The sequence below is a fragment of the Streptomyces sp. NBC_01707 genome, from assembly GCF_041438805.1.
Lineage (GTDB): Bacteria > Actinomycetota > Actinomycetes > Streptomycetales > Streptomycetaceae > Streptomyces.
Genome location: NZ_CP109190.1, coordinates 4570437 through 4592221 on the forward strand (window position 1 = coordinate 4570437; position 21785 = coordinate 4592221).

Consider the following 21785-nt stretch of genomic DNA (forward strand, 5'->3'; position numbering starts at 1 on the left):
CGCGGCCCGAGGCGGTCAGCCGCAGCCGGGGCCGATCCGGTTTCCGGCGCGCACTCCGTGGACGGCCGCGAGGCTGTCCACCACGGCTCGGCCCGGGCTCACTCGTACTCGGGCGGCTCCTCGTCCCAGCCGAACTCCGGGTCCGCTTCCGGGACCGTGGCTGCGACCGGTCGCGGGGCCGCCGGCTGACGGGTGGGCTCCACCGCAGGCGCGGCCGGCTCCCCGTCGCCCGGCGCGGGCGCCCCGGTCTCCCCGAACGACGTGAGCACCTCCAGCACCCCCTCGCCGTACGTCGCCAGCTTCTTCTCGCCGAGGCCACTGATCGTGCCCAGCTCGGTCAGGGAGCCGGGGCGCACGGACGCGATCTCCCGCAGCGTCGCGTCGTGGAAGATGACGTACGCCGGGACGCCCTGCTCCTTCGCCTGGGCGCCGCGCCAGGCGCGCAACGCTTCGAAGACCGGTACGGCCTCCGGGGCCAGCTCGGCAACGGCCGCAGCCGCCTTCGTGCTCCGCTCACCCTTCGAGGAGCGCGACGCGGGCTTCGGCGCCTCCTTGCGCAGCCGTACCTCCCGTTCCCGGCCGAGCACCGAAGCGCTCTGCTCGGTGAGCACCAGCGTGCCGTACTCGCCCTCGACCTCCAGCAGGCCCTGGGCCAGCAACTGCCGCACCACGCCCCGCCACTCCGCCTCGGACAGCTCCTCGCCGATCCCGAACACCGAGAGCTGGTCGTGATCGAACTGGATGACCTTCGCGGTCTTGCGGCCCAGCAGGATGTCGATGATCTGGCCGGCGCCGAACTTCTGGCCGCGCTCCCGCTTCAGCCGCACCACGGTGGACAGCAGCTTCTGCGAGGCCACCGTGCCGTCCCAGGTCTCGGGCGGGGTGAGGCAGGTGTCGCAGTTGCCGCAGGCCGCCTTCTGCGGCTCCTGGCCGAAGTACGTCAGCAGCCGGGCGCGACGGCAGTCGGCGGTCTCGCACAGGGCCAGCATCGCGTCGAGGTGGGCGCCGGCGCGACGGCGGAACGCCTCGTCGCCCTCGCCGCCCTGGATCAGCTTGCGCTGCTGCACGACGTCCTGGAGGCCGTACGCCATCCAGGCCGTGGACGGCAGCCCGTCACGGCCCGCGCGGCCGGTCTCCTGGTAGTAGCCCTCGACGGACTTCGGCAGGTCGAGGTGGGCGACGAACCGCACGTCCGGCTTGTCGATGCCCATGCCGAACGCGATCGTCGCCACGACGACCAGGCCGTCCTCGCGCAGGAACCGCGCCTGGTGGCGCGCCCGCGTCCCGGCGTCCAGACCCGCGTGGTACGGGACGGCCTCGATGCCGTTGCGACAGAGGAACTCGGCCGTCTTCTCCGTCGAGTTGCGCGACAGGCAATAGACGATGCCGACGTCCCCGGCGTGCTCCTCCTTCAGGAAGGACAGCAGCTGCTTCTTCGGGTCGGACTTCGACACGATCCGGTACTGGATGTTGGGCCGGTCGAAGCTGGCGACGAAGTGCTTCGCGTCGGGCATGCCGAGGCGCTGGGTGATCTCGTGGTGCGTGGCGTTCGTCGCCGTCGCCGTCAGGGCGATCCGCGGTACGTCGGGCCAGCGCTCGCCGAGCACGGACAGGGCCAGGTAGTCCGGACGGAAGTCGTGGCCCCACTGGGCGACGCAGTGCGCCTCGTCGATGGCGAAGACGGAGATCTTGCCCCGCGCCAGCAGATCGAGGGTGGAGTCCAGGCGCAGCCGCTCCGGCGCCAGATAGAGCAGGTCGAGCTCACCGGCGAGAAATGCGGCCTCCATCACGCGGCGCTCGTCGAAGTCCTGCGTGGAGTTGACGAACCCGGCGCGCACACCGAGCGCCCGCAGTGCGTCCACCTGGTCCTGCATGAGGGCGATCAGCGGGGAGATCACAATGCCCGTACCGGGTCTGACCAGGGCCGGGATCTGGTAGCAGAGGGACTTTCCGCCACCGGTCGGCATCAGGACGACGGCGTCACCGCCCGCCACCACATGGTCGACGACCGCTTCCTGCTCGCCGCGGAACGCCTCGTAGCCGAACACCCGATGCAGCGTCCGCAATGCGTCGCTCTCGGTCACACCCATGGTCACGCCCGTCCCGCTCATCGCTCTGTCCCCCGGGGTCTGCCCTGTTCTGTCCGGCACCGTCCCTGCCACGATAAGCGCCGCCTACGACAACGCCGGACGGGCTTGACTTCTGGGGCCCGTCCGGCGTCTGCGTGGTCTCTGCGCGTTACCGCACGAACACTCCCGCCTGGCTCGCCAGGTCGAGGAAGTACTGCGGGGCCAGGCCCAGCACCAGCGTGACCGCGACGCCGACCGCGATCGTCGTCATCGTCAGCGGCGACGGCACGGCGACCGTCGGGCCGTCCGCCTTCGGCTCGCTGAAGAACATCAGCACGATGACCCTGATGTAGAAGAACGCGGCGATCGCGGACGAGATCACACCGACCACGACCAGACCGCCGGCCCCGCCCTCCGCCGCCGCCTTGAAGACCGCGAACTTTCCGGCGAAGCCCGAGGTCAGCGGGATACCGGCGAAGGCCAGCAGATACACCGCGAAGACCGCGGCGACCAGCGGCGAGCGTCGGCCGAGCCCGGCCCACTTCGACAGGTGCGTGGCCTCGCCGCCCGCGTCGCGCACCAGGGTGACGACGGCGAACGCGCCGACCGTCACGAAGGAGTACGCGCCCAGGTAGAAGAGCACCGAGGAGATGCCGCTGGGGGTCGTCGCGATGACACCGGCGAGGATGAAGCCGGCGTGCGCGATGGACGAGTAGGCCAGCAGTCGCTTGATGTCGGTCTGGGTGATGGCGACGATCGCGCCGCCCAGCATCGTGACGATCGCGACGGCCCACATGACCGGTCGCCAGTCCCAGCTCAGGCCCGGCAGCACCACGTACAGCAGGCGCAGCAGCGCACCGAACGCGGCGACCTTCGTGGCCGCGGCCATGAAGCCGGTGACCGGGGTCGGGGCGCCCTGGTAGACGTCCGGGGTCCACATGTGGAACGGGACGGCACCGACCTTGAAGAGCAGCCCGGTCAGGATCATCGCGCCGCCGATCAGCAGCAACACGTCGTTGCCCATGGTGTCGGCGAGCGCCGGGTCGATCTGGGTGACCGAGCCGTCGACCACGTCGGCGACGGCCGCGTACGAGACGGAGCCCGCGTACCCGTACAGCAGGGCGATCCCGAAGAGCAGGAACGCCGACGAGAAGGCACCGAGCAGGAAGTACTTCACCGCGGCCTCCTGCGACATCAGCCGCTTGCGGCGGGCGACGGCGCACAGGAGGTAGAGCGGGAGGGAGAAGACCTCCAGGGCCACGAAGAGCGTCAGCAGGTCGTTGGCCGCCGGGAAGACCAGCATGCCGGCCACCGAGAAGAGGAGCAGCGGGAAGACCTCGGTGGTGGTGAAGCCCGCCTTGACCGCGGCCTGCTCGCTCTCGCTGCCGGGGACGGACGCGGCCTGCGCGGCGAACGAGTCGACGTGGTTGCCGTGCGCCACGGGGTCGAGCCGGCGCTCGGCGAACGTGAAGACCGCGACCAGCGACGTCAGCAGGATGGTGCCCTGCAGGAACAGGGCGGGTCCGTCGACGGCGATGGCACCCATCGCGGCGATGTGGGCCTTCGTCGTGCCGTACCCCCCGGCCGCGAGACCGACGACCGCGGCGAACGCGGCGGCGAGGGCGACGACGGTCAGGAAGACCTGCGTGTAGTAGCGGGCCCGGCGCGGCACGAAGGCCTCGACGAGTACGCCGACGACGGCGACACCGATCACGATGAGGACCGGGGTCAGCTGGGCGTACTCGATGACCGGTGCGTTGAACTTCTCTTTCGGGGCGGCCGATGTCACCCCGCCCGCCATTGTCCACAGGCTGTGGACAGCTGTTGCGCTCACTTGGCGGCCTCCACCTCAGGCTGGGGGTCCTTCTTCTGGACGTCCGACATGGTGTGCTGCACCGCCGGATTGACGATCTCCGTCAGCGGCTTCGGATAGACACCCAGGAAGATCAGCAGCGCGATCAGCGGGAGGACCACCACCAGCTCCCGGGCCTTGAGGTCGGCCATGCCCTGGACCCCGGCCTTCACCGGGCCCGTCATCGTCCGCTGGTAGAGGACGAGGACGTAGAGCGCGGCGAGCACGATGCCGGTGGTGGCGACGATGCCGGCCGCCGGGTAGGCACTGAACGTGCCGACCAGCACCAGGAATTCGCTGACGAACGGCGAGAGTCCGGGCAGCGACAGGGTGGCGAGCCCGCCGATCAGGAAGGTGCCGGCCAGGACCGGCGCCACCTTCTGCACTCCGCCGTAGTCGGCGATGAGCCGCGAACCACGCCGGGTGATCAGGAAGCCGGCCACCAGCATCAGCGCGGCAGTCGAGATGCCGTGGTTGACCATGTAGAGCGTGGCGCCCGACTGCCCCTGGCTGGTCATCGCGAAGATGCCCAGGATGATGAAGCCGAAGTGCGAGATCGACGCGTAGGCGATCAGCCGCTTGATGTCGCGCTGGCCGACGGCGAGCAACGCCCCGTACACGATGCTGATCAGCGCCAGGACCAGGATCACCGGCGTCGCCCACTTGCTTGCCTCCGGGAACAGCTGGAGGCAGAAGCGGAGCATCGCGAACGTGCCGACCTTGTCGACGACCGCGGTGATCAGGACGGCGACCGGGGAGGTCGCCTCCCCCATGGCGTTGGGCAGCCAGGTGTGCAGCGGCCAGAGCGGGGCCTTCACCGCGAAGGCGAAGAAGAACCCGAGGAACAGCCACCGTTCGGTGCTGGTCGCCATGGAGAGCGACCCGTTGGCGCGGGCCTCGGCGATCTCGGAGAGCGAGAAGGTTCCCGCGACGACATACAGACCGATGACGGCGGCCAGCATGATCAGCCCGCCGACCAGGTTGTAGAGGAGGAACTTCACGGCCGCGTAGGAGCGTTGCGCCGCGGCGTTCTCGTCGCTGCCGGTGTGGGCCCGGTCCCCGAAGCCGCCGATGAGGAAGTACATCGGGATGAGCATGGCTTCGAAGAGGATGTAGAAGAGGAAGACGTCGGTGGCCTCGAAGGAGAGGATCACCATCGCTTCGACCATCAGGATCAGTGCGAAGAAGCCCTGTGTGGGGCGCCAGCGCGAGGACTTCGTCTCCAGGGGGTCGGCGTCGTGCCAGCCGGCCAGGATGACGAACGGGATCAGCAGGGCGGTGAGCGCCATGAGCGCCACCCCGATGCCGTCCACCCCGAGTTCGTACCTGACGCCGAAGTCCTTGATCCAGGCGTGTGATTCGGTGAGCTGATAGCGGGCGCCGCCGGGCTCGAAGCGGGCAAGAGCGACGCCCGCCAGCACGAGTGTGGCCAGCGAGAAGAGCAGCGCCAGCCATTTGGCCGCGGTGCGCCGGGCGGCCGGGACGGCTGCGGTGGCGATCGCGCCGATCGCCGGGAGCGCCGCCGTCGCTGTCAGGAGGGGAAAGGACATGTGATCAGACCGCCCTCATCAGCAGGGTCGCGGCGATGACGACCGCCGTACCGCCGAACATCGAGACCGCGTAGGTGCGGGCATAGCCGTTCTGCAGCTTGCGCAGCCGGCCGGAGAGCCCGCCCATCGACGCGGCCGTGCCGTTGACGACGCCGTCGACCAGGGTGTGGTCGACGTACACCAGGGAGCGGGTGAGGTGCTCACCGCCGCGGACCAGGACCACGTGGTTGAAGTCGTCCTGCAGGAGGTCGCGGCGGGCGGCCCGGGTGAGCAGCGAGCCGCGCGGGGCGACGACCGGTACCGGCCGGCGCCCGTACATCGTCCAGGCGATGGCGACGCCGATGACCAGCACCACCATGGTGGCGGCGGTGACCGTCGCGGCGCTGACGGGCGAGTCGCCGTGGCTGTGGCCGGTGACCGGCTCCAGCCAGTTCAGGAAACGGTCACCGATGGAGAAGAAGCCTCCGGCGAAGACCGAGCCGAACGCAAGGACGATCATGGGGATCGTCATCGACTTCGGGGACTCGTGCGGATGCGGCTCATGGCCTTCCGCGTCGGGCTGCCACCGCTTCTCGCCGAAGAACGTCAGCAGCATCACGCGCGTCATGTAGAACGCGGTGATCGCGGCGCCCAGCAACGCGACGCCGCCGAGGATCCAGCCCTCGGTGCCGCCCTTGGCGAACGCCGCCTCGATGATCTTGTCCTTGGAGAAGAAGCCGGACAGGCCGGGGAAGCCGATGATCGCCAGATAGCCGAGGCCGAAGGTGATGAAGGTGACCGGCATGTACGTGCGCAGGCCGCCGAACTTCCGCATGTCGACCTCGTCGTTCATGCCGTGCATGACCGAACCGGCGCCGAGGAAGAGCCCGGCCTTGAAGAAGCCGTGCGTCACCAGGTGCATGATCGCGAAGACGTAGCCGATCGGGCCGAGCCCGGCGGCCAGGATCATGTAGCCGATCTGCGACATCGTCGACCCGGCGAGGGCCTTCTTGATGTCGTCCTTCGCGCAACCGACGATCGCACCGAAGAGCAGCGTGACCGCGCCGACCACCACGACGACCAACTGTGCGTCCGGCGCGGCGTTGAAGATCGCGCCGGAGCGTACGATCAGGTAGACGCCCGCGGTGACCATGGTGGCGGCGTGGATGAGGGCGGAGACCGGGGTCGGGCCCTCCATCGCGTCACCGAGCCAGGACTGCAGCGGCACCTGGGCCGACTTGCCGCAGGCGGCGAGCAGCAGCATCAGGCCGATCGCCGTCAGCTTGCCCTCGCTCGTCCCCCCGGTCGATGCCAGGACCGGTCCGAAGGCGAACGTGCCGAACGTGGTGAACATCAGCATGATCGCGATCGACAGGCCCATGTCGCCGACCCGGTTGACCAGGAACGCCTTCTTGGCGGCGGTGGCCGCACTGGGCTTGTGCTGCCAGAAGCCGATCAGCAGGTACGACGCCAGACCGACGCCCTCCCACCCGACGTACAGCAGCAGGTAGTTGTCGGCGAGGACCAGCAGGAGCATCGCCGCGAGGAACAGGTTCAGGTAGCCGAAGAACCGGCGCCGACGCTCGTCGTGCTCCATGTAGCCGATCGAGTAGATGTGGATCAAGGTGCCCACACCGGTGATCAGCAGTACGAACGTCATCGACAACTGGTCGAGCTGGAAGGCCACATCGGCCTGGAAGCCCTCGACCGGGATCCAGCTGAACAGGTACTGGTGCAGCGCCCGGTGCTCGGCGCCCTTACCCAGCATGTCGGCGAAGAGCACCGCACCGATGACGAATGAAGCGGCGGCGAGCAGCGTGCCGATCCAGTGTCCGAAGCGGTCCAGCCGACGGCCTCCGCAGAGCAGGACGGCCGCTCCGAGCAGGGGCGCCGCGACGAGCAGCGCAATGAGGTTGTCCACGATTCAGCGTCCCCTTACAACTTCATCAGGCTGGCGTCGTCGACCGAGGCCGAGTGGCGGGAACGGAACAGCGACACGATGATCGCGAGCCCGACCACGACCTCGGCGGCGGCGACGACCATCGTGAAGAAGGCGATGATCTGGCCGTCGAGGTTGCCGTGCATCCGGGAGAAGGTGACGAACGCGAGGTTGCAGGCGTTGAGCATCAGCTCGACGCACATGAACACCACGATCGCATTCCGCCTGATCAGCACCCCGGACGCACCGATGGTGAACAACAGAGCGGCGAGATAGAGGTAGTTGACCGGGTTCACTTGGCGGCCCCCTCTTCTTCGTTGTCACGGCCGAGCCGCTCCTCGGAGCGCTGCTCCAGGGCCTTGAGCTGGGCGAGCGACTCGTTCGACACGTCGCGGATCTGGCCGCGCTTACGCAGCGTCTGCATGACGGTCAGCTCGGACGGGGTGCCGTCCGGGAGCAGACCGGCGATGTCCACCGCGTTGTGCCGGGCGTAGACGCCGGGGGCGGGCAGCGGCGGCAGGTGCTTGCCGCGTACGCGCTCCTCGGACATCTCCCGCTGGGTCTTGGCCCGTTCGGTGCGCTCGCGGTGGGTGAGCACCATCGCGCCGACCGTCGCCGTGATCAGCAGGGCGCCGGTGATCTCGAAGGCGAAGACGTACTTGGTGAAGATGAGGCTGGCCAGCCCCTCGACGTTCCCGCCGTGCGCGGCGTTGGCGGTGCCGAGTCCGTTGAAACTGTTCAGGGACGCGTGGGCGATGCCCGCGATCAGCAGGACACCGAAGCCGAGTCCGCACCCCGCAGCCAGCCAGCGCTGGCCCTTGAGGGTCTCCTTCAGTGAGTCCGCCGCCGTGACACCGACGAGCATGACCACGAAGAGGAACAGCATCATGATCGCGCCGGTGTAGACGACGATCTGGACGACACCCAGGAAGTACGCGCCGTTGGCGAGGTAGAAGACCGCCAGGACGATCATGGTCCCGGCCAGGCTCAGCGCGCTGTGCACGGCCTTCTTCATCAGTACGGTGGACAGCGCGCCGATCACGGCGACCGTGCCGAGCAGCCAGAACTGGACGGCCTCCCCGGTCGACGTGAGGGAGGCTGCGGCGAGGCCGGTCATGCGTCCACCTCCTGGCCCGCGCCGTTGTTCTCGTTGTCGCCGTCGGACGGCTTCTCGCCCTTGGAGACCGCGACCTGACGCTCCGTGCCGGGCGATGCTTCCGTCACCAGGCCCCGGTAGTAGTCCTGCTCGTCCATCCCCGGGAAGATCGCGTGCGGGGTGTCGACCATGCCTTCCTCCAGGCCCGCGAGCAGCTCACTCTTGGTGTAGATGAGGCTCTCGCGGGTGGTGTTGGCGAGCTCGAACTCATTGGTCATCGTCAGCGCCCGGGTGGGGCAGGCCTCGATGCACAGTCCGCAGAGAATGCAGCGCGCGTAGTTGATCTGGTAGACGCGGCCGTAGCGCTCACCCGGGGAGTAGCGCTCCTCGTCGGTGTTGTCCGCGCCCTCCACATAGATGGCGTCGGCCGGACAGGCCCAGGCGCACAGCTCGCAGCCGACGCACTTCTCCAGACCGTCGGGGTGACGGTTGAGCTGATGCCGGCCGTGGAAGCGCGGCGCCGTCACCTTCCGCTGTTCCGGGTACTGCTCGGTCAGCCGCTTCTTGAACATGGCCTTGAAGGTCACGCCGAAGCCGGCCACAGGGTTCTGGAACTTCTCCCCCGAGGGTTCCGATGACTCAGGCACCGTCAGCCTCCTTTCCGTCACTCGGACTTGCGCCCATCTGACTGCCGTCACTCTGAGTATCCGGACCGCCACTGACAACGAGCTCCCGCTCATGCCGCGGCCCGCGGCGCGGTACCGGCGGGAGGGTCTGCCCGGGCAGCGGTGGCACCGGGAATCCGCCCGCCATCGGATCGAACGCGGGTCCTGGTTCCGGTGCCGGTTCCGCCCCGGCCCCCTTGGCCGAACGGTCCCGGAAGATGTCGACGACGAAGGAGATCAGCAGGATCGCGATCACGGCGCCCGCCACGGACAGCAACAGCGTGTTGAAGTCGTAGCCGTCGTTGCGCAGCGCCCGCACGGTCGCGACCAGCATCAGCCAGACCACGGAGACCGGGATCAGGATCTTCCAGCCGAGCTTCATCAGCTGGTCGTAGCGGACGCGGGGCAGGGTGCCGCGCAGCCAGATGAAGAAGAACAGCAGCAGCTGGACCTTGACGACGAACCACAGCATCGGCCACCAGCCGTGGTTCGCCCCCTCCCAGAAGGTGCTGATCGGCCATGGGGCCCGCCAGCCGCCCAGGAACAGGGTCGTGGAGACCGCGGAGACGGTGACCATGTTGACGTACTCGGCGAGCATGAACATCGCGAACTTGATCGACGAGTACTCGGTGTTGAAGCCGCCGACCAGGTCGCCCTCGGACTCCGGCATGTCGAACGGGGCACGGTTGGTCTCGCCGACCATCGTGACGATGTAGATGATGAACGAGACCGGCAGCAGGAGGATGAACCAGCGGTCGTGCTGCGCCTCCACGATCTTCGAGGTCGACATCGACCCGGAGTAGAGGAAGACGGAGGCGAACGCCGCGCCCATCGCGATCTCGTACGAGATCATCTGCGCGCACGAGCGCAGGCCGCCGAGGAGCGGGTACGTCGACCCGGACGACCAGCCGGCCAGCACGATGCCGTAGATCCCGACCGAGGCGACCGCGAGGATGTAGAGCATCGCGATCGGCAGGTCGGTGAGCTGCATCGCCGTACGGTGTCCGAAGATCGAGACCTCGTTGCCGGACGGGCCGAACGGGATCACCGCGATCGCCATGAACGCCGGTACGGCGGCGACGATCGGCGCGAGGACATAGACGACCTTGTCCGCCCGCTTGACGATGACGTCTTCCTTCAGCATCAGCTTGATGCCGTCGGCGAGCGACTGGAGCATGCCCCAGGGGCCGTGCCTGTTGGGGCCGATGCGCAGCTGCATCCAGGCGACGACCTTGCGCTCCCACACGATGGAGAAGAGCACGGTCACCATCAGGAACGCGAAGCAGAACACCGCCTTGATGACGACGAGCCACCAGGGGTCGGTGCCGAACATCGACAGATCCTCGGCGGCGAGTACGGCACGGTCGGGTGCCGCGGCCAGTTGAGCGAGGGCAGTCACGCTCGCACCTCCGGTGTGACGTCGGGAGTACCCGGTGCGGCGGGACCGATCCGGACCAGGCCGCCGGGGTGGGCACCGGTGTCGGCCGGCACGCCCCGCCCGACGGAGTTCAGCGGAACCCAGACCACCCGGTCCGGCATGTCGGTGACCTGCAGCGGGAGTTCGACGCTGCCGGACGGGCCGGTGACGGCCAGCAGGTCGCCGTCCTTCACCCCCGTCTCGGCGGCGGTGACGGCGGAGAGCCGGGCGACCGCGGCATGCCGGGTGCCGGCCAGCGCGGCGTCGCCCTCCTGGAGCCTGCCCTGGTCGAGCAGGAGCCGGTGGCCCGCGAGGACCGCCTCGCCGTCGCCGGCCCGGGGCAGCGGCTGCGCCGCCCCCTGCGGGTCGGAGGCGTACGTGCCGGTCCAGCCGCCGAGCCGGTCCAGCTCACGGCGTACGGACTTCATGTCCGGCAGCGCGAAGTGGACGTCCAGCGCGTCGGCCAGCATGTGCAGGACCCGGGCGTCCGTCGGGGCGGGCGTCCGCGTCAGCTGCTCGGGCTTGAGCGCGGCCTCGAACATCCGCGCCCTGCCCTCCCAGTTGAGGAAGGTGCCGGCCTTCTCGGCCACCGCGGCGACCGGGAACACCACGTCGGCCCGCTCGGTGACCTCGCTGGGCCGCAGCTCCAGCGAGACGAGGAAGCCGACCTGGTCCAGTGCCTCCAGCGCGCGTGCCGGGTCCGGCAGGTCGACGGCCTCGACACCGGCGACCAGCAGCGCGCCCAGTTCGCCGGTGGCCGCCGCCTCGATGATCTGGCCGGTGTCGCGACCGAAGCGGGCGGGGAGTTCGGCGACGCCCCACGCGGCCGCCACCTCGTCCCTGGCCCGCGGGTCGGTGGCCGGACGGCCGCCGGGCAGCAGCGACGGGAGCGCGCCCGCCTCCACCGCACCGCGCTCGCCGGCCCGGCGTGGGATCCACACCAGGCGGGCCCCGGTCGCGGTCGCGGCCCGTACCGCGGCGGTCAGCCCGCCCGGTACCGCGGCCAGTCGCTCGCCGACCACGATCACGGCGCCCTCGCCGCGCAGCGCCTCGGCGGCAGCGGCCCCGTCGCCGTCGAGTCCGACGCTGCCCGCGATCGCGTCCAGCCACTCGGTCTCGGTGCCGGGTGCGGCGGGAAGCAGCGTGCCACCCGCCTTCGTCAGTCCGCGGGTGGCGTGCGAGGCGACGGCGAAGGTGCGCTGACCGTGCTTGCGGTTGGCCTTGCGCAGCCGCAGGAAGACGCCGGGGGCCTCCTCCTCGGACTCGAAGCCGACCAGCAGTACGGTCGACGCCTTCTCCAGCGTGGTGTACGTGAGGCCGGTCCCGTCCAGGTCACGTCCGCGTCCTGCGACACGGGCGGCCAGGAAGTCGGCCTCCTCGCTGCTGTGCACCCGGGCCCTGAAGTCGATGTCGTTCGTGTCGAGGGCGATCCGGGCGAACTTGCTGTACGCGTAGGCGTCCTCGACGGTCAGCCGGCCGCCGGTGAGGACAGCGGTCCTGCCGCGTGCGGCGGTGAGCCCTGCGGCCGCGGCCTCCAGCGCCTCGGGCCAGCTCGCCGGTGCGAGGACGCCCTCCTCGTTGCGTACCAGCGGAGTGGTGAGCCGGTCCCGCTGCTGTGCGTAACGGAACCCGAAGCGGCCCTTGTCGCAGACCCACTCCTCGTTGACCTCGGGGTCGTTGGCGGCGAGCCGCCGCATGACCTTGCCGCGCCGGTGGTCGGTGCGGGTCGCGCAGCCGCCCGCGCAGTGCTCGCAGACCGACGGCGACGACACCAGGTCGAAGGGCCGGGAGCGGAATCGGTAGGCCGCCGAGGTCAGCGCGCCGACCGGGCAGATCTGGATGGTGTTGCCGGAGAAGTACGACTCGAACGGGTCGCCCTCGCCCGTACCGACCTGCTGAAGCGCGCCGCGCTCGATCAGCTCGATCATCGGGTCGCCCGCCACCTGGTTGGAGAACCGGGTGCAGCGCGCGCAGAGCACGCACCGCTCACGGTCCAGCAGCACCTGGGTGGAGATCGGGACGGGCTTCTCGTACGTCCGCTTCTTTCCGTCGAACCGGGAGTCCGGGTCGCCGTGCGACATCGCCTGGTTCTGCAGCGGGCACTCGCCGCCCTTGTCGCAGACCGGGCAGTCCAGCGGGTGGTTGATCAGCAGCAGCTCCATCACCCCGCGCTGCGCCTTGTCGGCGACCGGTGAGGTGAGCTGCGACTTGACGACCATGCCGTCGGTGCAGGTGATGGTGCAGGACGCCATCGGCTTGCGCTGGCCCTCGACCTCGACGATGCACTGCCGGCAGGCGCCGGCCGGGTCGAGGAGCGGGTGGTCGCAGAAGCGCGGGATCTCGATCCCGAGGAGTTCGGCGGCCCGGATGACCAGGGTGCCCTTGGGCACGCTGATCTCGATGCCGTCGATCGTCAGCGTGACAAGGTCCTCGGGCGGGACCGCCGCCTCGCCGCCCCCGGAGGGCGCACTTGTGGTGACTGTCATGCGTTCACCCCCTGGTGAGCGTTCTTGTCGTCGGCCCAGGCGGTCGACTTGGCGGGATCGAAGGGGCAGCCCTTGCCGGTGATGTGCTGCTCGTACTCGTCACGGAAGTACTTCAGCGACGAGAAGATCGGCGAGGCGGCGCCGTCGCCGAGAGCGCAGAAGGACTTGCCGTTGATGTTGTCCGCGATGTCGTTCAGCTTGTCGAGGTCGGCCATCTGCCCCTTGCCGGCCTCGATGTCGCGGAGCAACTGGACGAGCCAGTAGGTGCCTTCGCGGCACGGCGTGCACTTTCCGCAGGACTCGTGGGCGTAGAACTCGGTCCAGCGGGTGACGGCCCGCACCACGCACGTCGTCTCGTCGAAGCACTGGAGCGCCTTGGTGCCGAGCATGGAGCCGGCGGCGCCGACACCCTCGTAGTCGAGGGGCACGTCGAGGTGCTCGTCGGTGAACATCGGGGTGGAGGAGCCGCCCGGGGTCCAGAACTTCAGCCGGTGGCCGGGGCGCATGCCGCCGCTCATGTCGAGCAGCTGGCGCAGCGTGATGCCGAGCGGCGCCTCGTACTGACCGGGGCTGGCGACATGCCCGCTGAGCGAGTACAGCGTGAAGCCCGGGGACTTCTCGCTGCCCATCGACTTGAACCAGTCCTTGCCCTTGCTCAGGATCGCGGGAACCGACGCGATGGACTCGACGTTGTTCACCACGGTGGGGCAGGCGTACAGACCGGCGACCGCGGGGAAGGGGGGCCGCAGCCGGGGCTGGCCACGTCGCCCTTCGAGCGAGTCGAGCAGCGCGGTCTCCTCACCGCAGATGTACGCGCCCGCGCCCGCGTGCACGGTGAGTTCCAGGTCGAGCCCCGAGCCCAGGATGCTCGTCCCGAGGTAGCCCGCCTCGTAGGCCTCGCGCACGGCCTCGTGCAACCGCCGCAGTACGGGGACGACTTCACCGCGCAGATAGATGAAGGCGTGCGAGGACCGGATCGCGTAGCAGGCGATCACGATGCCCTCGATGAGGCTGTGCGGGTTGGCGAAGAGGAGCGGGATGTCCTTGCAGGTCCCGGGCTCCGACTCGTCGGCGTTGACCACCAGGTAGTGCGGCTTGCCGTCTCCCTGCGGGATGAACTGCCACTTCATGCCGGTGGGGAAGCCGGCACCGCCGCGGCCGCGCAGTCCGGAGTCCTTGACGTACGCGATGAGGTCGTCCGGCGACAGGGCGAGGGCCTTGCGCAGCCCCTCGTAGCCGCCGTGCCGCCGGTAGGTGTCCAGGGTCCAGGACTCGGGCTCGTCCCAGAAGGCGGAGAGCACGGGCGAGAGCAGCTTCTCGGGGCTCGCCCCGCTGCCGTTGCCGCCCCCGTCGTTGATTTCGGCTGCCAATGTCATCACTCCCCCTCCTCAGCTGCGGGACCGGCCGGGTGCTCCGGGTCCGACGCGGAGGTCTGCTGCGGTGCGTCGTGGGAGCTGAGGTGCTCGGCGCCCGGCTGCGGACGGTCCTGCGGAGCTTCCGCGCGGGCTGCCTCGCCTCGCGGAGCGACGACCTTCGGGTGCAGCTCCTCACCCTTCGCCAGCCGGAGGCCGACGAGCGAGGCGGGGCCCGCGCCGCCGGTGGCCTCGACGGCGCCGGGACGCTGGTCGGGGAAGCCGGCCAGGATCCGGGCCGTCTCCTTGTACGAGCAGAGCGGGGCGCCGCGGGTGGGTTCGACGGTGCGCCCGGCGATCAGGTCGTCGACGAGCTGTGTCGCGCTCTCCGGCGTCTGGTTGTCGAAGAACTCCCAGTTGACCATCACGACGGGTGCGAAGTCGCAGGCCGCGTTGCACTCGATGTGTTCGAGGGTGACCTTGCCGTCCTCGGTCGTCTCGTTGTTGCCGACGCCGAGGTGCTGCTTGAGCTGGTCGAAGATGGCGTCGCCGCCCATCACCGCGCACAGCGTGTTGGTGCAGACGCCGACCTGGTAGTCGCCGCCCGGCCTGCGCCGGTACATCGAGTAGAAGGTGGCGACCGCGGTGACCTCGGCGGTGGTGAGGTCGAGCAGCTCGGCGCAGAACGCCATGCCCGTACGGGAGACGTACCCCTCCTCGGACTGCACCAGGTGCAGCAGCGGCAGCAGCGCGGAGCGGCTGTCGGGGTAGCGGGCGATCACCTCCTTCGCGTCCGCTTCGAGCCTGGCGCGTACCTCGGCCGGGTAGGCGGGGGCGGGGAGCTGCGGCATCCCCAGACTGACTTCCTGACGTACTTCGGTCACCGGTCGACGCCTCCCATCACGGGGTCGATGGACGCGACGGCGACGATGACGTCGGCGACCTGGCCGCCCTCGCACATCGCCGCCATGGCCTGAAGATTGGTGAAGGACGGGTCGCGGAAGTGGACCCGGTAGGGGCGGGTTCCGCCGTCCGAGACGACATGCACGCCGAGCTCGCCCTTGGGCGACTCGACGGCGGTGTACGCCTGGCCGGCCGGGACCCGGAAGCCCTCGGTCACCAGCTTGAAGTGGTGGATCAGGGCCTCCATGGAGGTGCCCATGATCTTCTTGATGTGGTCGAGCGAGTTGCCGAGCCCGTCGGGTCCGAGCGCGAGCTGCGCGGGCCAGGCGATCTTCTTGTCGGCGACCATCACCGGTCCCGGGGCGAGCCGGTCGATGCACTGCTCGATGATCCGCAGCGACTGGCGCATCTCCTCGAGACGGACGAGGAAGCGGCCGTAGGCGTCGCAGCTGTCGGCGGTGGGGACGTCGAACTCGTAGTTCTCGTATCCGCAGTACGGGTCCGTCTTGCGCAGGTCGTGCGGGAGCCCGGCGGAGCGCAGGATCGGACCGGTGGCGCCGAGCGCCATGCAGCCGGTCAGGTCCAGGTAGCCGACGTCCTGCATGCGGGCCTTGAAGATGGGGTTGCCGGTGGCGAGCTTGTCGTACTCCGGCAGGTTGTTCTTCATGGTCTTCACGAACTCGCGCAGCTGGTCGACCGCGCCCGGCGGCAGGTCCTGGGCGAGTCCGCCGGGCCGGACGAACGCGTGGTTCATCCGGAGCCCGGTGATCAGCTCGAAGAGATCGAGAACCAGTTCACGATCGCGGAACCCGTAGATCATGATCGTGGTGGCGCCGAGCTCCATGCCACCGGTGGCGATGCACACCAGGTGCGAGGAGATCCGGTTGAGCTCCATCAGCAGGACGCGCAGGACGCTCGCCCGGTCCGGGATCTGGTCCTCGATGCCGAGCAGCTTCTCGACGCCCAGGCAGTACGCCGTCTCGTTGAAGAACGGCGTCAGGTAATCCATGCGCGTGACGAACGTGGTGCCCTGGGTCCAGTTCCGGAATTCGAGGTTCTTCTCGATGCCGGTGTGCAGGTAGCCGATGCCGCAGCGGGCCTCGGTGACGGTCTCGCCGTCGATCTCCAGGATCAGCCGCAGCACGCCGTGCGTGGACGGGTGCTGGGGCCCCATGTTGACGATGATGCGCTCGTCGTCGGACTTGACCGCCGACTCGACGACCTCGTCCCAGTCGCCGCCGGTGACTGTATATACAGTCCCCTCGGTCGTGGCCCGGGGCGTTGCGTGTGGAGTAGACATCAGGAGTACGACCTCCGCTGGTCCGGAGCCGGGATCTGGGCGCCCTTGTACTCGACGGCGATGCCACCGAGCGGGTAGTCCTTGCGCTGCGGGAAGCCCTGCCAGTCGTCCGGCATCATGATCCGGGTGAGGGCCGGGTGCCCGTCGAAGATGAGCCCGAAGAAGTCGTAGGCCTCACGCTCGTGCCAGTCGTTGGTCGGATAGACCGCGACGAGCGACGGGATGTGCGGGTCGCTGTCCGGGGCCGAGACCTCCAGCCGGATCAGTCGGCCGTGCGTGATCGACCGCAGGTGGTAGACGGCGTGCAGCTCCCGGCCCTTGTCGCCGAGGAAGTGGACACCGCTCACCCCCGTGCAGAGCTCGAAGCGCAGGGCCGGGTCGTCGCGCAGGGTTCGAGCCACGGTGGGCAAGTGCTCGCGGGCGATGTGGAAGGTGAGTTCACCGCGGTCGACGACGGTCTTCTCGATGGCGTTCTCGGGAAGCAGGTCCTGTTCCTCCAGGGCCCCTTCGAGTTCGTCGGCCACCTCGTCGAACCAGCCGCCGTACGGCCGGGACGTGGCGCCCGGCAGCGTCACCGTGCGAACGAGGCCGCCGTAGCCGGAGGTGTCACCGCCGTTGTTGGCGCCGAACATGCCCTTCCGTACGCCGATGACCTCGCCGGTCTCGTCCCGCGGCGCGGGTACGCCGTTGCTGTTCTGCTCGTCGCTCACCGCAGCAGCCCCTTCATCTCGATCAGGGGAAGCGCCTTGAGTGCCGCGTCCTCCGCCTCGCGGGCGGCCTCCTCCGCGTTGACCCCGAGCTTGGAGCTCTGGATCTTCTGGTGGAGCTTGAGAATGGCGTCCATCAGCATCTCGGGACGCGGCGGGCAACCCGGCAAATAGATATCGACCGGGACAATGTGATCAACACCCTGCACAATGGCATAATTGTTGAACATTCCACCGGATGATGCGCAAACCCCCATGGAGATCACCCACTTGGGATTCGGCATCTGGTCATAGACCTGCCTCAGGACGGGCGCCATCTTCTGGCTGACCCGCCCTGCCACGATCATCAGATCCGCCTGCCGCGGCGATCCGCGGAAGACCTCCATCCCGAAACGGGCCAGGTCGTAACGCCCGGCTCCGGTCGTCATCATCTCGATGGCGCAGCAGGCGAGGCCGAAGGTGGCAGGGAATACGGAGGACTTCCGCACCCAGCCGGCGGCCTGCTCGACAGTGGTCAACACGAAGCCGCTGGGCAGCTTCTCTTCGAGTCCCATGGTGTGCCCCTCAGCCCCTCAGTCCCATTCCAGGCCGCCGCGACGCCATACATACGCATAGGCGACGAAGACGGTGAGCACGAAGAGCAGCATCTCGACGAGCCCGAAGATCCCCAGGGCGTCGAAGGTGACCGCCCAGGGATAGAGGAAGACGATCTCGATGTCGAAGACGATGAAGAGCATCGCCGTCAGGTAGTACTTGATGGGGAAGCGGCCGCCTCCGGCTGGAGTGGGGGTGGGTTCAATACCGCACTCGTACGCTTCGAGCTTTGCTCGGTTGTATCGCTTCGGGCCGATAAGCGTGGCCATGACCACGGAGAAGATCGCAAACCCTGCCCCGAGGGCGCCGAGCACGAGGATGGGCGCGTAGGCATTCACGCTCCTCGCTCCTTCCAGTCGTCCTTGACCGTTGGACCGCATCGGGCGACCGGCTCGCCACCTCACCAAGATCGTGCACATGTGAGGCAGTTCACAAGCCCGACTGCCCCGCATCCTATGCCTGCCGCCCTGTGATCTGCGACACGGGGTGCTACACCGGCTTTGTGATCTCCACCACCAGGCGAAGGATCATGAAGCCGGATGAGAGGTGATCTTCGTACGCAAAGCGGCCGGGTGATCACGAGACGTGACATGTGATGTTGTTACCGCTGGTCAAAGCGATGTTCCTCTAACAATCAGACGCCTCGACATGCAAATTGGCAATGGACGACGGGGAGTGATAAGAGGATCCGTCCCGGTCCGGACTCACCCGCGCGAGGGGTTCATGGGGCGCGAAGTGGACGCGTGCGCACATTCGCGATCTTCCAGACGAAAGCCCACCCGCCCGGTGCCGCCGACGGCGCCGGGCGTGCCGGCCGCTCGTATGCCCACCACGTAACAGTCATGCTGTGACCTGCGTCACTCCACTTGGCCTTCAACAAAAGCGGGCTTGGCCATTGGTGTGAACGGATGGTAAGTGGCGGGCAATTCGGGCGAATTCACGAAAGACCGTGATCACAGCGGTGATCACCCATGCCCGTTTTGCCCGTTACGGCGTCAATAAGGGCCGCCAGAAAGCGGATTCACAGATTCCGTACGTAACTGTGTCGCAACACACGTTTCTTGAAGGGACCCCTGAGGCCCTGATAGCGCTAGTACTCATGTCCCACACCGCTCACATACCCAGCCACCGGAAGCCCCGCCGAAACGCCTCGAAGACGGCGCTGCGAGCCGGAGTTGCCGGTGGCGTCCTCAGCACCATCGCGGTCGCCGCGGCCGCCGGTACGGCCCAGGCCGAGCCGGTGACCCAGACCATCGAGATGCCCACCCTCACCACCGGGCTCTCCACCGCCGTCGCCGCATCCGCCGAGGCCACGCAGCAGGTCGCCCTGGACCTGGAGACGCAGGCCCACGAGGACGCCGCCGCCACCACCGCCGCCAAGGCCGCCAAGACGGCCAAGGCCGAGGCCGTACGCAAGGCGGAGGCCAAGAAGAAGGCGGAGGCGGCCGCCAAGGCCAAGGCCGAGGCCGCCCTGCGTGCCTCCCGCTCCGAGGCCCGTACGACGCTCAGCGCCACCTCCGGATCCGCCTCCGTCGCCTCCTCGTCGAGCGCCACCGGCTCCGCCGCTTCGGTCATCTCGTTCGTCAAGGCGCAGGTCGGCGACGCGTACGTGTCCGGCGGCACCGGCCCCAACTCCTGGGACTGCTCCGGCCTGGTCCAGGCCGCGTTCCGCTCGGTGGGCGTCGACCTGCCGCGCGTCTCGCAGGCCCAGTCGACCGCCGGCACCCAGGTCTCCCTGAGCAACCTTCAGCCGGGCGACATCCTGTACTGGGGCGGCGCGGGCTCCGCGTACCACGTCGGTGTCTATGTGGGCGGCGGCCAGTTCGTCGGCGCGCAGAACCCGAGCACCGGTGTGGTGCTCCGCTCCCTGGACTACGACCCGCCGTCGGGCGCGGTCCGCGTTCTCTGAGTCCTTCGAGTTCCTCGAGTTCCCGGATTCACAAGCGCATGTGATCCGGCTGAGGGCCGTCACTCCCCGTTCGGGAGTGACGGCCCTCAGCCGTGCGGCCCGCCCGGGCCGACCTCGCACTCACCCCAGATCGAAGGTGTTCGGAGGCCCCGGTCCGAACCGCACCTCGTCGATGCGCTTGAGGGGCTCGAGCCCGGGCGGCCGGTGGTGGCCCCAGGTCGTGCAGCCGTCGAGCCGAGGACGGGCCCTTCGCACGGGAAGCCGGTGCGCGGGAAGGGCCACGGCATCCTCACCCACCGTTCGCACCGGGCCCGTGACGGCCGGCCGCGGCAGCTTCGATTCCCCCTGCCCCGCCCGGGAGTACGCCCGCCGGGCGAAGCCCGTTGCCCGACCGGATCGACGTGCAGCGGACGGTCGTCGACCTGAGGTGCGAGGGGCTGTCCCAGGCGGATGGGCACGGGCCGTGCTTCCCGGGCGGCGGTGCGCCGTCACCGACGAGATCGTCGCGGCCCACGCCCGACAGGACGTGGGCCGTCATCCCGGCTTCAGGAGCTCGGGGCCACCTTCGCCAGGCCGTTGATGATGCGGTCCATCGCGTCGCCGCCCGTCGGGTCGGTGAGGTTGGCCAGCATCTTCAGCGTGAACCTCATCAGCAGCGGGTGCGTCAGACCGCGCTGCGTGGCGATCTTCATGACCTTCGGGTTGCCGATCAGCTTCACGAAGGCCCGGCCCATCGTGTAGTAGCCGCCGTAGGTCTCCTTGAGGATCTTCGGGTAGTTGTGCAGCGCCAGTTCGCGCTGGGCCGGGGTCGCGCGGGCGTGCGCCTGGACGATGACGTCCGCGGCGATCTGGCCCGACTCCATGGCGTATGCGATGCCTTCCCCGTTGAACGGGTTGACCATGCCGCCCGCGTCACCGACGAGCAGCAGCCCCTTGGTGTAGTGCGGCTGGCGGTTGAAGGCCATCGGGAGCGCGGCGCCGCGGATCGGGCCCGTCATGTTCTCCTCGGTGTAGCCCCAGTCGGCGGGCATCGAGGCGCACCACGCCTTGAGGACCTCGCGCCAGTCCAGCTCCTTGAACGCGGACGAGGAGTTGAGGATGCCGAGGCCGACGTTGGACGTGCCGTCGCCCATGCCGAAGATCCAGCCGTAGCCGGGCAGCAGCCGGTCCTGGGGGCCGCGCCGGTCCCACAGCTCCAGCCAGGACTCCAGGTAGTCGTCGTCGTGCCGGGGCGAGGTGAAGTACGTACGCACCGCCACACCCATCGGGCGGTCCTCGCGGCGGTGCAGGCCCATGGCGAGCGACAGCCGGGTGGAGTTGCCGTCGGCGGCGACGACCAGCGGGGCGTGGAAGGTGACCGGGGTCTTCTCCTCGCCGAGCTTCGCGTTCACCCCGGTGATGTGTCCGGTGCGTTCGTCGACGATCGGGGCGCCGACGTTGCAGCGCTCGTACAGTCGCGCGCCCGCCTTCTGTGCCTGGCGGGCCAGCTGCTCGTCGAAGTCGTCGCGCTTGCGGACCAGACCGTAGTCCGGGTACGAGGCGAGGTCCGGCCAGTCCAGCTGGAGGCGGACGCCGCCGCCGATGATGCGCAGACCCTTGTTGCGCAGCCAGCCGGCCTCTTCGGAGATGTCGATGCCCATGGAGACGAGCTGCTTGGTGGCTCGCGGGGTGAGGCCGTCGCCGCACACCTTCTCGCGCGGGAAGGCGGTCTTCTCCAGCAGGAGAACGTCGAGTCCGGCCTTGGCGAGGTAGTACGCGGTCGTGGAGCCGGCTGGGCCTGCCCCGACGACGATCACATCCGCGCTGTGTTCGGAGAGGGGCTCGGTCACGGTCGGATCTCCCGAGGACTCGAAGTCGCGTGCCGCGCGGCACATGTCCCGTGCAGTCTATGGGGGCCCGCTGACCAACCTTCCGAAGGGCTCCCCGATGTCGACAGAGCCCCCGCCGCCCCCTCCGTAGAACTGCGT

The 21785-nt window shown here is 68.9% G+C and carries 17 protein-coding genes; 1 reads left to right on the forward strand and 16 read right to left on the reverse strand.

The window, feature by feature from the left end:
- Positions 1-98: 98 nt before the first annotated feature.
- The 15 genes from recQ to OG963_RS20620 all read right to left on the reverse strand — a co-directional run bounded on the left by recQ (position 99) and on the right by OG963_RS20620 (position 18247).
- Entirely contained in the window at positions 99-2111 is a 2013-nt protein-coding gene (gene recQ / locus OG963_RS20550; protein ID WP_319324288.1) for a DNA helicase RecQ, read from the reverse strand.
- Between the two features lie 127 nt (positions 2112-2238).
- On the reverse strand, positions 2239-3903 hold the full coding sequence (gene nuoN, locus OG963_RS20555) for an NADH-quinone oxidoreductase subunit NuoN (protein ID WP_078879014.1): 1665 nt from the start codon (positions 3901-3903) through the stop codon (positions 2239-2241).
- Positions 3900-5471: an NADH-quinone oxidoreductase subunit M gene (locus OG963_RS20560; protein WP_030926325.1), complete on the reverse strand. Its 1572-nt coding sequence runs from the start codon at positions 5469-5471 to the stop codon at positions 3900-3902. Before OG963_RS20560 ends, nuoN begins: the two co-directional genes overlap by 4 nt.
- A gap of 4 nt (positions 5472-5475) precedes the next feature.
- Entirely contained in the window at positions 5476-7371 is a 1896-nt protein-coding gene (gene nuoL, locus OG963_RS20565) for an NADH-quinone oxidoreductase subunit L (RefSeq protein WP_093778136.1), read from the reverse strand.
- A 14-nt stretch (positions 7372-7385) separates the two neighbouring features.
- Entirely contained in the window at positions 7386-7685 is a 300-nt protein-coding gene (nuoK, locus tag OG963_RS20570) for an NADH-quinone oxidoreductase subunit NuoK (protein WP_024493678.1), read from the reverse strand.
- On the reverse strand, positions 7682-8506 hold the full coding sequence (locus OG963_RS20575; protein WP_030926329.1) for an NADH-quinone oxidoreductase subunit J: 825 nt from the start codon (positions 8504-8506) through the stop codon (positions 7682-7684). Before OG963_RS20575 ends, nuoK begins: the two co-directional genes overlap by 4 nt.
- Positions 8503-9132, reverse strand: coding sequence for an NADH-quinone oxidoreductase subunit NuoI (nuoI, locus tag OG963_RS20580; protein ID WP_093778138.1), 630 nt, complete (start codon positions 9130-9132; stop codon positions 8503-8505). The genes OG963_RS20575 and nuoI overlap by 4 nt, the downstream gene beginning before the upstream one ends.
- Positions 9125-10549 carry an NADH-quinone oxidoreductase subunit NuoH gene (gene nuoH, locus OG963_RS20585; protein WP_030926331.1) on the reverse strand — a complete coding sequence of 475 codons (1425 nt, stop codon included), beginning with the start codon at positions 10547-10549 and terminating at the stop codon, positions 9125-9127. The genes nuoI and nuoH overlap by 8 nt, the downstream gene beginning before the upstream one ends.
- The gene (locus OG963_RS20590; RefSeq protein WP_093778140.1) at positions 10546-13053 is read right to left on the reverse strand and encodes an NADH-quinone oxidoreductase subunit G; all 2508 of its coding nucleotides are present in this window, start codon (positions 13051-13053) and stop codon (positions 10546-10548) included. The genes nuoH and OG963_RS20590 overlap by 4 nt, the downstream gene beginning before the upstream one ends.
- Positions 13050-14429, reverse strand: coding sequence for an NADH-quinone oxidoreductase subunit NuoF (gene nuoF, locus OG963_RS20595; protein ID WP_030926335.1), 1380 nt, complete (start codon positions 14427-14429; stop codon positions 13050-13052). The genes OG963_RS20590 and nuoF overlap by 4 nt, the downstream gene beginning before the upstream one ends.
- Entirely contained in the window at positions 14429-15256 is an 828-nt protein-coding gene (gene nuoE / locus OG963_RS20600; protein WP_093778142.1) for an NADH-quinone oxidoreductase subunit NuoE, read from the reverse strand. Before nuoE ends, nuoF begins: the two co-directional genes overlap by 1 nt.
- A gap of 29 nt (positions 15257-15285) precedes the next feature.
- Positions 15286-16608 carry an NADH-quinone oxidoreductase subunit D gene (locus OG963_RS20605; protein WP_093778144.1) on the reverse strand — a complete coding sequence of 441 codons (1323 nt, stop codon included), beginning with the start codon at positions 16606-16608 and terminating at the stop codon, positions 15286-15288.
- Positions 16608-17318, reverse strand: coding sequence for an NADH-quinone oxidoreductase subunit C (locus tag OG963_RS20610; protein ID WP_030926339.1), 711 nt, complete (start codon positions 17316-17318; stop codon positions 16608-16610). The genes OG963_RS20605 and OG963_RS20610 overlap by 1 nt, the downstream gene beginning before the upstream one ends.
- Entirely contained in the window at positions 17315-17869 is a 555-nt protein-coding gene (locus OG963_RS20615; RefSeq protein ID WP_030975705.1) for an NADH-quinone oxidoreductase subunit B family protein, read from the reverse strand. The genes OG963_RS20610 and OG963_RS20615 overlap by 4 nt, the downstream gene beginning before the upstream one ends.
- An 18-nt stretch (positions 17870-17887) precedes the next feature.
- Complete coding sequence (locus OG963_RS20620) at positions 17888-18247, reverse strand: NADH-quinone oxidoreductase subunit A (RefSeq protein ID WP_003992243.1); 360 nt, start codon at positions 18245-18247, stop codon at positions 17888-17890.
- A gap of 761 nt (positions 18248-19008) precedes the next feature.
- Between OG963_RS20620 and OG963_RS20625 the strand changes: the two genes are divergently transcribed.
- On the forward strand, positions 19009-19818 hold the full coding sequence (locus tag OG963_RS20625) for a C40 family peptidase (RefSeq protein WP_371799308.1): 810 nt from the start codon (positions 19009-19011) through the stop codon (positions 19816-19818).
- A 545-nt stretch (positions 19819-20363) separates the two neighbouring features.
- Here OG963_RS20625 and OG963_RS20630 read toward each other — a convergent pair.
- Positions 20364-21647 carry a geranylgeranyl reductase family protein gene (locus tag OG963_RS20630; protein ID WP_319324281.1) on the reverse strand — a complete coding sequence of 428 codons (1284 nt, stop codon included), beginning with the start codon at positions 21645-21647 and terminating at the stop codon, positions 20364-20366.
- Positions 21648-21785 lie beyond the last annotated feature (138 nt).